The 13,960-nt window shown below is 38.3% G+C and carries 12 protein-coding genes; all 12 read left to right on the top strand.

Annotated features, from left to right (window positions below):
• The first annotated feature begins 39 nt into the window (after nucleotides 1-39).
• The 12 genes from BLE01S_RS09650 to BLE01S_RS09595 all read left to right on the top strand — a co-directional run bounded on the left by BLE01S_RS09650 (nucleotide 40) and on the right by BLE01S_RS09595 (nucleotide 13,957).
• The gene (locus BLE01S_RS09650) at nucleotides 40-1,188 is read left to right on the top strand and encodes a betaine/proline/choline family ABC transporter ATP-binding protein (protein ID WP_066140402.1); all 1,149 of its coding nucleotides are present in this window, start codon (nucleotides 40-42) and stop codon (nucleotides 1,186-1,188) included.
• Between the two features lie 12 nt (nucleotides 1,189-1,200).
• On the top strand, nucleotides 1,201-1,854 hold the full coding sequence (locus BLE01S_RS09645; RefSeq protein ID WP_066140400.1) for an ABC transporter permease: 654 nt from the start codon (nucleotides 1,201-1,203) through the stop codon (nucleotides 1,852-1,854).
• Between the two features lie 15 nt (nucleotides 1,855-1,869).
• Nucleotides 1,870-2,784, top strand: coding sequence for an osmoprotectant ABC transporter substrate-binding protein (locus tag BLE01S_RS09640; RefSeq protein WP_197713558.1), 915 nt, complete (start codon nucleotides 1,870-1,872; stop codon nucleotides 2,782-2,784).
• 17 nt (nucleotides 2,785-2,801) lie between these two features.
• Nucleotides 2,802-3,497 (top strand): ABC transporter permease, encoded by a 696-nt coding sequence (locus tag BLE01S_RS09635; RefSeq protein WP_066140394.1) that lies wholly within the window; start codon nucleotides 2,802-2,804, stop codon nucleotides 3,495-3,497.
• Between the two features lie 114 nt (nucleotides 3,498-3,611).
• Nucleotides 3,612-4,616, top strand: coding sequence for a TAXI family TRAP transporter solute-binding subunit (locus BLE01S_RS09630; protein ID WP_066140391.1), 1,005 nt, complete (start codon nucleotides 3,612-3,614; stop codon nucleotides 4,614-4,616).
• A gap of 195 nt (nucleotides 4,617-4,811) precedes the next feature.
• Nucleotides 4,812-5,339, top strand: coding sequence for a DUF1850 domain-containing protein (locus tag BLE01S_RS09625; protein WP_066140389.1), 528 nt, complete (start codon nucleotides 4,812-4,814; stop codon nucleotides 5,337-5,339).
• Nucleotides 5,323-7,281 (top strand): TRAP transporter permease, encoded by a 1,959-nt coding sequence (locus BLE01S_RS09620; protein ID WP_066140387.1) that lies wholly within the window; start codon nucleotides 5,323-5,325, stop codon nucleotides 7,279-7,281. Before BLE01S_RS09625 ends, BLE01S_RS09620 begins: the two co-directional genes overlap by 17 nt.
• A 351-nt stretch (nucleotides 7,282-7,632) precedes the next feature.
• Entirely contained in the window at nucleotides 7,633-8,082 is a 450-nt protein-coding gene (locus BLE01S_RS09615; RefSeq protein ID WP_231955832.1) for a DMT family transporter, read from the top strand.
• 296 nt (nucleotides 8,083-8,378) lie between these two features.
• Nucleotides 8,379-9,752 carry an NAD(P)-dependent oxidoreductase gene (locus BLE01S_RS09610; RefSeq protein ID WP_082788635.1) on the top strand — a complete coding sequence of 458 codons (1,374 nt, stop codon included), beginning with the start codon at nucleotides 8,379-8,381 and terminating at the stop codon, nucleotides 9,750-9,752.
• A gap of 28 nt (nucleotides 9,753-9,780) precedes the next feature.
• Nucleotides 9,781-11,067, top strand: coding sequence for an NAD-dependent dihydropyrimidine dehydrogenase subunit PreA (preA, locus tag BLE01S_RS09605; protein WP_066140381.1), 1,287 nt, complete (start codon nucleotides 9,781-9,783; stop codon nucleotides 11,065-11,067).
• A gap of 35 nt (nucleotides 11,068-11,102) precedes the next feature.
• On the top strand, nucleotides 11,103-12,521 hold the full coding sequence (gene hydA / locus BLE01S_RS09600) for a dihydropyrimidinase (protein WP_066140378.1): 1,419 nt from the start codon (nucleotides 11,103-11,105) through the stop codon (nucleotides 12,519-12,521).
• Between the two features lie 113 nt (nucleotides 12,522-12,634).
• The gene (locus BLE01S_RS09595; RefSeq protein ID WP_066140375.1) at nucleotides 12,635-13,957 is read left to right on the top strand and encodes a solute carrier family 23 protein; all 1,323 of its coding nucleotides are present in this window, start codon (nucleotides 12,635-12,637) and stop codon (nucleotides 13,955-13,957) included.
• The last annotated feature ends 3 nt before the right edge of the window (nucleotides 13,958-13,960 follow it).

The following is a 13,960-nucleotide window of genomic DNA, read 5'->3' as shown; positions in this document are numbered from 1 at the left end:
GCCAGTATTTCTTAAAAATATAAATAATGGAGGGGCAATATGCTTACATTTAAAAATGTTTCCAAGGTTTATCCGGGCGGGAATAAGGCTGTTGACGGAATAAATCTTGAAATTAAACAAGGTGAATTTGTTATGTTCATCGGGCCGAGTGGCTGTGGAAAAACGACGACAATGAAAATGATTAACAGACTAGTGAAACCGACAGAAGGAGCAATATATTTAAATGGGAAAAATATTTTGGAGCAAAATACAGTCCAGCTTCGCCGATCTATTGGTTATGTTATTCAGCAAATTGGATTATTTCCCCATATGACAATTAGAGAAAATATTGCATTAGTGCCAAGGCTCTTGAAATGGCCAGGTACGAAAAGAACCGCTAGGGCCGAAGAATTATTAGAATTAGTAAATATGGACCCGGAGTATCTAGATCGTTATCCATTTGAATTAAGTGGTGGACAGCAACAAAGAATCGGAGTCCTTCGAGCGCTTGCTGCTGACCCACCGCTGATCTTAATGGATGAGCCGTTTGGAGCGGTGGATCCTATTACACGAGATTCATTACAAGCAGAATTTAAACATTTACAAAAGACATTAGGAAAAACAATTGTTTTTGTTACGCATGATATGGATGAAGCAATCAAATTAGCGGATAAAATAGTTATTATGCGAGCCGGAAAAATTGTACAAGTTGGTACACCAGATGATATTTTACATAATCCCGCTGATCAATTTGTTGAAGATTTTATTGGTAAGGAAAGACTGATTCAAGCGAAACAAAATATGCAAACAGTGGGACAAATAATGAATCCTGATCCTGTTACTATTGCAATTAATGCAACGTTATCTGAAGCGCTACAATGGATGAAAAAAAAGAGAGTGGATACATTGCTGGCTGTAAATAATCGCGGAATTTTAAAAGGATTTATAACGGTAGAGATGATTGACCGAATTCGTGACATGAGTAAAATTGTTGTTGAAATTATGGAAAAAGATTTATTTGTTGTCGAACAAGATGCACTTTTACGTGACACAATCCGGAAAATTTTAGTAAGAGGCCTAAAATATATTCCCGTTGTGAACGAGGAACATAAACTAATCGGTTTGATCACAAGAGCAAGTCTTGTTGATGTAGTATATGACTCTATTTGGGGTGCGGAAGAAGAACAACTCATTACTGAGAATCAATAGGGGGGTGAGTATATGGAAAGTCTAATGAATTTTTTCAACTCCAATGGTAACGATCTTCTAATGAAAACATGGGAACATTTATATATCTCTATTGCGGCATTAATATTAGGTATTATCGTCGCAATACCATTGGGTATTTTATTAGCCCGCTTGCCTAAAATCGCGGGATTTGTAATGGGCGTGGCAGGCGTTATTCAAACGTTTCCGAGTTTAGCTATTTTAGCATTTTTTATTCCACTTTTAGGAATTGGAAAAATTCCTGCTATTTTCGCATTGTTCTTATATTCTGTTTTGCCGATTTTAAGAAATACATATACAGGTGTTAAAGGGGTGGACGAGAAATTATTAGAAGCGGGACGGGGAATGGGTATGACTTCACTAGAAAGGATTTTTAATGTAGAGATTCCTTTAGCCATTCCGGTTATTATGGCAGGTGTTAGATTATCCTCAGTCTATTTGATTGGCTGGGCCACGCTAGCTTCTTTTATTGGTGGCGGAGGATTAGGCGATTTTATCTTTGATGGTCTTAATTTATTCCAAACGGATCTAGTTATCGCGGGAGCAGTACCAGTAACGATACTTGCGCTCATAACCGACTTCTTGCTTGGTAGATTAGAGTATAGATCAACTCCGAAAGGCATTAGAAAGCAAAATGAGATGGCGTAGAGGAGAGGAGGAACAATGATGAAAACAGCATTGAAAAATAGTTTACTGTTATTGCTGTCTACATTCCTTTTACTAGGTTGCTCATTACCAGGCTTAAGTGGAAATGCAGACAATACAGTTAGAATTGGGACATTAACAATCTCTGAGTCACATGTTCTTGGTCATATTATTCGCTTGATGATCGAGCATAACACAGATTTAAAAGTGGAAATGATTGAGAATTTAGGTTCATCGATTGTTCAGCATAAAGCTTTAACAGATAATCAAGTAGATATAACGGCAGTGAGATATACTGGGACAGATTTGTCGGGAGTGCTTAAAATGGATCCAGTAAGCGATCCAAATAAAGCGATGGAGATTGTACAGAGAGAATTTGAAGAAAGATTTGATCAAACTTGGTTTGATTCTTACGGATTTTCAAATACGTATGCATTTACTGTTACAAAAGAATTAGCTGATGCAAATCAGTTGAAAACAGTATCGGACGTAAAAAGCATTGCGGATGAAATTAGCTTAGGTGTAGATAATTCATGGCTGAAACGCAAAGGAGACGGCTATCAGGGATTTATTGAAACATATGGATATGAATTTGGCGAAGCTTTTCCAATGCAAACTGGACTCGTTTATCAGGCAGTTAGTAGCGGTAAAATGGATGTCGTACTTGCCTATAGTACGGATGGACGATTAAAAGCATTTGATTTAATCGCTCTTGAAGATGATAAGCATTTTTTTCCTCCATATGAGGGTTCTCCAGTCGCACGAAACGACTTTCTTGCTAAGCATCCAGAGGTTAGGGAAATTTTACAAAAGTTATCTGGAAAAATATCGACTGATTTAATGACTGAATTAAATTATGAAGCAGATGTACAAAAAAAAGAGCCTGCGATCGTTGCTAAAGATTTTTTGGAGAAAAACAATTATTTTGAATGAAGAAATGAGGTGATCCCTTGAATATATTACAAGAATTATCACAGTATTATATCCAAAATTCGTCCTATGTGTGGGCACAGTTTTTTCGACACTTTTTAATGTCTGCGTACGGCGTTGTTTTTGCAGCAATAATCGGAATTCCGTTAGGCATACTAATAGCTCGTTATCATAGACTTAGCAAATTGGTTTTATCGATTACAAATATTATCCAAACTATTCCAGCACTTGCAATGCTTGCAATTCTCATGTTAGCCATGGGGCTTGGTGCAAATACAGTTGTAGCGAGTTTATTTTTATATTCCCTTTTACCAATCATCAAAAATACATATACCGGTATAAGAGGTATTGAGAAACCTATGCTTGAATCGGGATTTGCAATGGGGATGACTAAATTTCAATTAATGTGGATGGTTGAGCTACCATTAGCTATGTCCGTAATTTTAGCGGGATTGAGGACGGCACTTGTTATTTCGATTGGAGTTGCGACTATTGGAGCCTTCATCGGTGGGGGTGGTCTAGGGTCCATTATAATCAGAGGTACAAATGTAACGGACGGCGCGGCGATTATACTAGCAGGAGCAATACCTACAGCAATAATGGCAGTCGCCGCTGATTTAGTAATGGGTTGGCTTGAGAGGCTGCTATCACCGGATCGCAGGGCTAAAAGTAGGAAACAATCCGCTCCAATGAAACGTGATGAGAATTTAGCTTAATACAGATGGGAAGACTATTTTATGTATCTAAAGTAGTCTTTTCTTTAAAATTCAATTGTGTTAAAATTGTGAATGAATTTCTAGCTGATTAAATATGAGGGGGAGAACGAACGAATGAAGAACAAAAGTCTTTTACTAAGTGCGGTGCTCATGCTCGTATTATCTATTGTACTAGCTGCCTGCGGCGGTGATAAGAAAGCCGGAGATAGTGGTAATAAGAATGATAAAAATGGAAGCGATTACGGAATCAAATTTTTAAGTATTGCTACAGGAGGGACAGGTGGGACATACTACCCGCTTGGTGGAAACTTTGCAAATATGATTAAAGATGCAACAGGTGTTGAAGCAAACGCAACTACTTCTGGTGCTTCTGCCGAGAATATGACACTTATTCAAAAAGGTGAAGCAGAAGTGGCTTTTACACAAACGGATATTGCCACATATGCTAATGAAGGCACAATGATGTTTAATGGTAAAAAGGTGGACAATATTAATGGTCTTGGGACGCTTTATCCTGAGACAATTCAAATTGTAACTACAGCAAAGTCTGGTATTAAATCAGTTGCTGATTTGAAAGGAAAAACAGTTTCCGTTGGAGAAGCTGGTTCCGGAACACTTGCAAATGCCGAACAAATTCTTGAAATGTATGATTTAACAGTAGATGATTTGAAAGCGCGTAATCTTTCTTTTGATGATTCTACAACAGGGATTCAAGACGGTACCATTCATGCAGCATTTATTACCGCTGGAACACCAACAGGAGCAGTGGAAGGGTTGGCTGCGACAGAAGATGTCGTCATCGTTCCCCTTGAAAGTGATAAAATTGATGCATTGATCGAAAAGTATCCTTATTATGCAAAGGAAACAATTCCGTCAGGCACTTACGGAGCTGATGCGGATCTTGAAACAGTGGCAGTGCAAGCGATGCTTGTGGTTAGTTCTGAGTTAACAGATGACCTGGTCTATGAAATGACGAAAGCCATTTTCGAGAATACAGATAAAATTGGCCATGCAAAAGGAAAACTAATCAAAGCTGAAAATGCATTGGATGGTATGGCAATTGAGTTACACCCAGGTGCCAAAAAGTATTTTGACGAAAAAGGAATATCCGCAGAATAGAAGATTTATCACATGTATAGCGGGCAGTAATCCTCTACCATCATGCTTGAAATAAAGGAGAATTGGTGGAGGAGAAACTGTCTGTAAATATTTAATTGGTTCTAGGCTGAATAATGCTGGTCATAAAAGCGAAATAAAGGATAAAGTGATTTTATAGCCATTGTTATATTTATCAGTGGGAAGAGTTGGGAAACAATGCTGAAATATAAATATGTAATAATTTTTTCTATTTCATTCATTTTATTATTATGTATAATGTTTATACCTTTTCGTAGTTCTATTGTAATCGAAGATGGAAATACGGGAAAAGTTCTTGCCTATTTTCCTTTACAACAAACAGATAGAATCTTTCACATTAAATATACCCACTCTATTCACCTGACTGATGTGAAAGAAACATATCAAGTTTTAGAAGACGGAACAATCCAACAAAATGAATTAATGTATGAAGATACGGCTATTGGCATGCCATCCAATGCTGAATATGGTGAGACCTTCGAAATAAAGAACGGAAAGTATTATATACGAAATATGGCGCGCGATTTTTCGAATATACATATGAGGACTGCGCAAGTAGTAGGAGAACATCATTTGGAAGTAAATAATAATGATTTTTTGTTTTCCTCCATCGTGGACCCCGGGTCACTGGTTACTATTCGCGAGAGGAAGTTGGCACTGTGGCAGATATGGAAAGGAGTGAATATCATTGGCGGACAAGTATAAACACGAATCATTATCTGTCGAAGAACAACAAAAGTTATTAGAAAAATATGATCCAGAATCAGCCACTAGAAAACTGAGAGGTCCAATTAGTATAGTTGTTTTCTTTGGTTTATTGGCTTTTTCCATTTTTCAATTATACGCATCGATCACACAATCAATTCCACGCCAAATCTTACTATCTATTCATCTAGGTTTTGCTCTATCTCTAATTTTTTTATTGTTCCCAGTGAGCAGGAAATCTAAGAAGAAAAATTCAGTGGCTTGGTATGATTATATTTTTGCATTATTATCAGTCGGAGTTGGTGCCTACTGGCCATTGATGATAGATACAATTGTAAATAGAGTAGGTATATTAACGCCCCTAGACTTAACAGTAGGAACGATTGCTATATTATTAACACTTGAGGCCACTAGGAGAGCTGTAGGTTTACCGATCACAATCATTGCGGCATTGTTTATGGCTTATGCTTATTTCGGTCAGTCGATGCCAGGATTTTTAGGACATCGGGGACTGAATTTTGAAGGCCTCGTGAATACAATGTTCTTTACTTCCCAAGGGATATTAGGAACACCTTTGTACGTTTCAGCAACTTTTATATTTCTATTCTTATTATTTGGTGCCTTTTTAGTGAAAACCGGAGTTGGCCAATATTTTAATGATCTTGCTTTATCATTAGCTGGACGTCGAGTTGGGGGCCCAGCTAAAGTAGCGATCTTTTCAAGCGCTTTGCAAGGGACAATTAGTGGAAGCTCCGTTGCGAATGTTGTAACATCTGGGTCATTTACAATCCCAATGATGAAAAAGTTAGGGTATAGGAAAGAATTTGCTGGTGCTGTAGAAGCAGCTGCTTCTACAGGTGGGCAAATCATGCCACCCGTTATGGGGGCAGCAGCGTTTTTGATGGTTGAATTTATTGGTGGGATTAGTTATTGGGAAATTGCAAAAGCAGCAGCCATTCCAGCTATGCTTTATTTCTCAGGCATTTGGATTATGACTCACTTTGAAGCAAAAAGGATGGGTTTAGAAGGATTGCCGAAAGAACAGCTTCCAAATCGTAAAGAAGTATTATCGAAAATCTATTTATTAATTCCTATTCTATTAGTTATCGTTTTACTAATGAGTGGTGTTAGTGTGATGCGCGCAGCACTATGGTCAATCATCGGCACAATTGTAGTCAGCGCCATACGTAAAGATACTCGTATTGGTTTCAGACAAATGGTTGAAGGCCTCGTTGATGGGGCACGGACAGCTTTATCCGTAGCAGCTGCAACAGCCGCCGCTGGTATCATTGTTGGTGTTGTAACGAAAACAGGGTTAGGCTTAAAACTTGCTAATGGACTTGTTGGTCTTGCGAACGAACAGCTATTACTTACATTATTCTTTACGATGATAACATCGATTGTGTTAGGTATGGGTTCACCGACAACAGCAAATTATGTTATTACGTCGACGATTGCAGCACCTGCGATTATCTTGCTAGGTGTACCTGCATTATCTGCCCACCTTTTCGTTTTTTACTTTGGGATCGTGGCAGATATTACACCACCTGTTGCCTTGGCAGCATTTGCCGCCGCAGGAGTCGCGGGGGGAGAGCCTATTCGAACCGGTGTGAATGCGTCGAAATTGGCTATCGCCGCATTCGTTATTCCATACATGTTTGTTTTGTCTCCAGAGCTCTTGATGATAGATACAACAATACCATATCTGATTTGGGTCGTATTCACCGCATTTACCGGCATGATTGGAATCGGAGCAGGTATTATCGGATTTTGGTATAGGAAATTATATTGGTTTGAACGTATCATCGCTATTATTGCGGGATTACTGCTCATGTATCCTGAAGGAATGTCAGATACAATCGGCATTATTCTATTCACAGTAATGTTAGCTATCCAAATTTTCACGAAAAATAAAGGGAAATTTAAATTAGCTGAAAGTTAAAAAGAAAAGCGAAAGCTCCTGCTCATCGGCGTATAAGCTGTGTCTTAAGAAATTGCGGGTTTAGTGAAGGAGCCCTTTGAGATAAAAGAGACACGGTAAGTCTGTAAGGCGAGCCGATGTTGACTTAGAACAAATCGTGAAGTTGCTAGACGTTGAGCACTATAGCGAGATAAAAAGAATAGCGAAATATAATCCAAAGTTTGACAAAAGGATCTCTTGGTAATTACTAAGAGGTCCTTTTTATAATTCTACTACAAGCTGTATTAAATCCTAACAGATAATTCTACAAATATTTTGAATATAATATGTTAATCTAATAGAAAATTATAACTTATATTTGGAGGAATGATATTGGCGAAATTAATTTATATTATCATCTCCATATTAGGAGGAATGTTGGCGGGAATACAAGCACCGGTTAATGGGGAATTGGGAAAGAAAATTGGAACATTTGAAGGTGCCCTTTTTTCGTTTTTCATTGGCACTCTCTTTTTAACTTTTATTGTCTTATTTTTTGGAAAGGGGCAAATGAGTGGTATTTCTGCTGTTCCAAAATGGCAATTAGTTGGAGGGTTCATAGGTGCTATTTTTGTTATGACAATCATCATAGCTGTTCCACATCTTGGAGTTGCTTTAACCATTTTATCTGCTATTATAGGACAAGTTTTAATAAGTATGGTAATCGACCATTTTGGATTCTTTGGTGTGGAAGTAATTCCTATTAATTGGAATAGGGTCATAGGATTGATATTAATGTTTACTGCACTATTTTTTATTTATCGAGATCGTCTAACAATTTGAGATGTTACACAATGAAAAGCAAACAGAGGGCTTTATTTAACATTGTGTATAATGCAAAAGTTATTATGTAAAAGTAAAATTAATGTAAACTCCAAATGTTTCGTATGAATTGAAAAAGGAGGAATTTTTTCACCCATTTGTTGAAAGCGTTATCTCGGTGTGGAATGTAGAAGTATAATACCCCTAAATGGGAGTAGTAATTGCCCATTTATCCAGCGCAAAAAAGTAAAATTCCTAGCTTTGTAGTCATTTAAAGGGAATTTTTTTAATATCATTCCTAAAGGAGGTTGTCTATTGTGAGTCACGCAAATCAATCTAGAATTTGGTTTGAGGATTTAAGTAAGAACTTTGAGGAAGTAGATCTTGGATTAACAAATCAGGAAGCGATAGAAGAATCAAATCGCTGTCTATATTGCTATGATGCTCCGTGTATTACAGCTTGTCCAACTGGAATTGATATCCCCACCTTTATCAAAAAAATTGCCTCAGGGAATATAAAAGGATCGGCTAAGACAATTATGACGGCTAATCCAGTAGGTGCAAGTTGTGCCCGTGTTTGTCCAACGGAAGAATTATGTGAAGGAGCTTGTGTGCTTAACCACTCCACGAAACCAATTATGATTGGAGATTTACAGCGTTATGCGACAGACTGGGCAATTAAAAATGAACAAGTATTATTCAAACCTGGAAAGAAAAACGGTAAAAAAGTAGCAATTATTGGAGGAGGACCAGCAGGATTATCTGCTGCGCGTGAACTGGGACTATTAGGTTATCATGTTACCATTTTTGAAGCGGAAGAAAAGGCTGGGGGATTAAACACATATGGAATTGTCTCTTTTAGACTGCCGCAAGAAATATCTTATTGGGAAGTAGAACAGGTAGAGAGTTTGGACGTTGAAATCCGCACAAATACTCGGGTTGGAGAAGATATCTTAGTAGATGAAATCATTGAAAACTATGATGTTACCATATTAGCAATTGGCATGTCTAATGTTCCAGATTTAGGTATCTCTGGTGAGGAATTAGAAGGAGTATATGACGCAATCGAGTTTGTGAAGGATACAAAAACAAAGCCAATTACAGACGAGTTTCTTGGAAAGAGGGCGGTTGTAATCGGAGCTGGAAATACTGCAATTGATGGGGCGACTTGCTCGGTTCGCCTTGGGACGGAAAATGTAAAGATACTCTATAGAAGAACGATCGAAGAAATGACAGCTTATGATTTTGAATACGAGTTTGCTAAGCAAGATGGGGTAGAGTTTAGATGGCTTACTGCACCAAAACGGATTATTGGCGATGAAAATGGACACGTCAAGGAAATTGAATGTTTCAAAATGGAATTAGGTGAGGCGGATGAAGATGGGCGACGCCGTCCAGTTCCTGTTGCAGGTTCGGAATTTACGCTAGAAGTAGACGCTGTGATTAAGGCAATTGGTCAATCAAGATATGTAGAGCTCATTGAGCAGTTTGGAATAGTCCATCATGGTGGTGTTGTGAAGGTTGATCAAACAACATATCAAACATCAAATGATAAGGTGTTCGCATGTGGAGATGCAATTTTTGGAAAAGGTCAGGGAGAAGCGATGGTAGTATCAGCTGCACAGCAAGGCAAAGATACTGCGTATGCCATTCATAAGTTATTATTTGGAACGATTTCGGAAATTGCTTAAGAAAAGTATATAAAGGGGGTATAAATAAATGGCAGATTTACGTATTAATTTAGCAGGCATTAAATCACCTAATCCATTTTGGCTAGCTTCTGCTCCTCCAACAAATTCTGGATATCAAGTTCAAAGAGCGTTCGAAGCTGGATGGGGAGGAGCAGTGTGGAAAACTTTAGGAGACCCTATCTTAAATGTATCATCACGTTTTGCTGCAGTTAGCTTTAATGGACAAAAAGTAGCTGGGTTTAACAATATAGAATTGATCACTGACAGACCTCTTGAAGTAAATCTAAAGGAAATTTATGAAACGAAAAAGCGATTTCCAGATCATGCGATTATTGCTTCGCTCATGGTAGAACCAAAGCAAGAGAAATGGCATGAAATTGTAAAAAGAGTGGAAGATGTAGGAGTAGATGGTTTAGAGCTTAATTTCGGTTGTCCTCATGGGATGGCGGAAAGAGGAATGGGTTCTGCATCCGGTCAAGTGCCTGAATTGGTGGAAAAACAAACTTACTGGGCAAAAGAAGCAGCTAAAACGCCAGTAATTGTTAAGCTTACTCCGAATATTACAGATATTACTGTAACGGCAGAATCTGCTGTAAAAGGTGGAGCAGATGCAATTAGCATGATCAATACCATTAATAGTTTAGCAGGTGTCGATATTAATTCATGGGATACAATTCCACATGTTGCTGGAAAGGGTGCTCATGGTGGTTATTGCGGGCCTGCTGTTAAACCAATTGCGTTACACATGGTTGGGGACTGTGCGAGAAATCCAAAAATTAATATCCCTATTTCGGGAATAGGCGGAGTGTCTGATTGGCAATCTGCAGTAGAATTTATGTTAATGGGAGCGACTGGAGTACAAGTGTGTACAGCGGCGATGCATCATGGTTTTAGAATTGTCGAAGATATGATTGATGGGTTAAATAATTATTTAGACGAAAAAGGGATTGCTTCAGCGATGGACATCGTTGGAAAATCGGTCAATAAATATTCTGACTGGGGTGAATTGGATCTCAATTATAACATCGTTGCTCAAATTAATAATGATATTTGTATTAATTGTAATAAATGCCATATTGCATGTGAAGATACGGCACACCAATGTATTGATATGTTTAAAGATGAAAATGGAAACGATATTTTAAAAGTAAGAGAAGAGGATTGTGTTGGTTGTAATTTATGCTCGATTGTCTGTCCGGTGGATGGGGCGATCGACATGATTGAAATACCAAGCGGACTCCCGCCAATGACATGGAATCAACGTCAAACAGCTATCGGTGCTGTTGGTTGCAGTGTAGACGCAGTTAGTAAATAATTCAGATTATCTTCAAAAATAAAAGGAGGAGAAGTATGAAAAAAGTAATAAAAAACGGAATAATTGTTACAGCAGCGGATACGTACAGTGCGGATGTACTCATTGAAAATGGTGTAATCAGTATGATAGGAGAAAATATTTCTACTCAAGACTCCGAAGTTATCGATGCGAACGGATGTTATTTGTTTCCTGGTGGGATAGATCCCCATACCCATTTAGAAATGCCGTTCGGAGGAACAGTCACTAAGGATGATTTCGAAACGGGTACAATCGCAGCAGCCTTTGGCGGTACGACAACAGTCATCGATTTTTGTTTAACAAATAAGGGAGAGCCACTAAAAGATGCCATTGCAACTTGGCATGCAAAAGCGAAAAATAAAGCTGTGATCGATTACGGTTTCCATCTTATGATTGGGGAGGTAAACGATGCAGTATTAGAAGAACTGCCATCTGTCATTGATGATGAAGGTATTACATCATTTAAAGTATTTATGGCGTATAAAAATGTGCTTCAAGCTGATGATGAAACACTCTTCCAGACGCTTATTGCTGCAAAAGAACTTGGTGCACTCGTTATGGTTCATGCTGAAAACGGGGATGTGATCGATTACTTAACTAAGGAAGCTTTAGAACATGGAAATACTGATCCGATCTACCATGCCCTAACAAGACCACCGGAAATAGAAGGCGAGGCAACGGAAAGGGCCGCAATATTTACAGGTCTTGCAAACTCACAGCTTTATGTCGTTCATGTATCATGTGCAGAGGCTGCTAAGAAAATTGCGGAAGCTAGAAGTAAGGGAATTGATATATGGGGAGAAACTTGTCCGCAATATTTATTATTGGATCAATCCTATTTAGAAAGACCTGATTTTCAAGGTGCTAAATATGTCTGGTCTCCACCACTTCGTGAAAAATGGAATCAAAATGTTTTATGGACTGCTCTTAAAACGGGTCAACTTCAAACATTAGGATCTGATCAATGCTCATTCGATTTTAATGGACAAAAAGATCTTGGAAAAGGCGATTTTTCAAAAATCCCAAATGGAGGACCATTTATAGAGGATAGGTTAAGTGTATTTTTCTCAGAAGGAGTAAGAAAAGGAAGAATCACATTAAATCAGTTTGTTGACATTACATCAACAAGAGTTGCTAAATTATTTGGATTATATCCTAAGAAAGGAACAATAGCGGTTGGTGCAGATGCAGACATCGTCGTCTTTGATCCAACAGTGGAAAGAACTATTTCTGCTGAAACACATCATATGGCAGTTGATTATAACGCCTTCGAAGGAATGAAAATCACTGGAGAACCTGTTACTGTTCTGTCACGAGGAGAATTTGTTATCCGCGACAAAAATTTCGTTGGTAATATAGGAATGGGGCGCTATTTGAAACGTGCTAAATACGAGACTAATGCTAAAGAGAAAGAAAAGAAGACATTCACTCATTAAGAATTTCATAAAACATTTTCGTTCATAGGTGGAGGTATAATAAAGAAAATCCTCCCCCTTTATTGCATCTTGATTATTCGGAATGTTTTGCCAATTGGAGAGGGGGAGCAGAAATGAGTAACGAAAAATCGGAAGTTGTTTTAGGGATACATGAATCTCCGCCACCCGGAAAGTTTTTAGTCCTAAGTATACAACATTTATTTGCGATGTTTGGTGCAACGATTCTAGTTCCATACTTAGTGGGGTTAAGTCCTGGGGTTGCTCTTATTTCCAGTGGATTAGGAACACTTGCCTTTCTTTTGATCACAAAAGGTCAAGTTCCAGCGTATGTTGGTTCGTCCTTCGCTTTCATCGTACCAATCATTGCTGCTACAGCAGCAGGAGGACCAGGTGCGGCAATGGTAGGAAGCTTTTTAGCTGGTCTAGTATATGGGGTTGTAGCAATAGTCATTAAAGCTACTGGTCATAAGTGGCTTGTGAGAATTTTGCCACCAGTTGTTGTTGGACCGGTTATTGTCGTTATTGGCTTAAGTTTAGCACCTACTGCTATTGGAATGGCAATGAATAATCCTGAGGGAAATTATAGTTTACTATACTTTTCTGTAGCATTAGTCACGCTTGCGATTGTTGTTCTTAGTTCGATCTTCTTAAAAGGGTTCCTTAACCTAATACCTGTGTTAATAGGTATATTTGGAGGATATCTGTACGCTTCAGCGATCGGGTTAGTGGATTTAACAGGAGTTAAAGCAGCAGGTATTTTGGAAATGCCAGACTTTCTCATTCCTTTTGTAAATTATACGCCTAGTCTATCTTGGAGTATCATCACTTTAATGATACCTGTCTCAATCGTCACATTATCTGAGCATATTGGTCATCAAATGGTCTTAAGTAAAGTTGTTCAAAAAGATTTAATTCAAAGACCAGGTTTGCACCGATCAATTATGGGTGATGGTGTTGCTACAATGCTTGCATCTTTAATAGGCGGTCCACCGAATACCACGTATGGTGAAAACATTGGGGTTTTAGCAATTACTCGAGTATTTAGTGTATTCGTGATAGGTGGCGCAGCTGTTTTAGCGATTGTCTTTGGATTTATCGGTAAAATCACTGCACTTATTAGCTCTATTCCGACTCCAGTTATGGGAGGGATTTCTATCCTTCTATTTGGAATAATCGCGGCATCTGGATTAAGGATGCTAGTTGATAGTAAGGTAGACCTTGGTGATAAAAGAAATCTGATCATTTCCTCAGTAATTCTAGTAATTGGTATTGGAGGAGCAACCTTAAAGTTTACTGAGAACTTCGAAATACATGCCATGGCGCTATCCGCCATATTAGGTGTCTTATTGAATGTTTTTCTTCCAGGTGGAGAGGTTCCGGAGGATGTAGATATTTATGAGACGCAGAAGGAAGATAGTAATAATACCGTTGCTTAATTC

This window comes from Lederbergia lenta NBRC 16444 (assembly GCF_001591545.1).
GTDB lineage: Bacteria > Bacillota > Bacilli > Bacillales > Bacillaceae_C > Lederbergia > Lederbergia lenta.
This window is presented reverse-complemented; position numbering and strand designations above follow the sequence as displayed.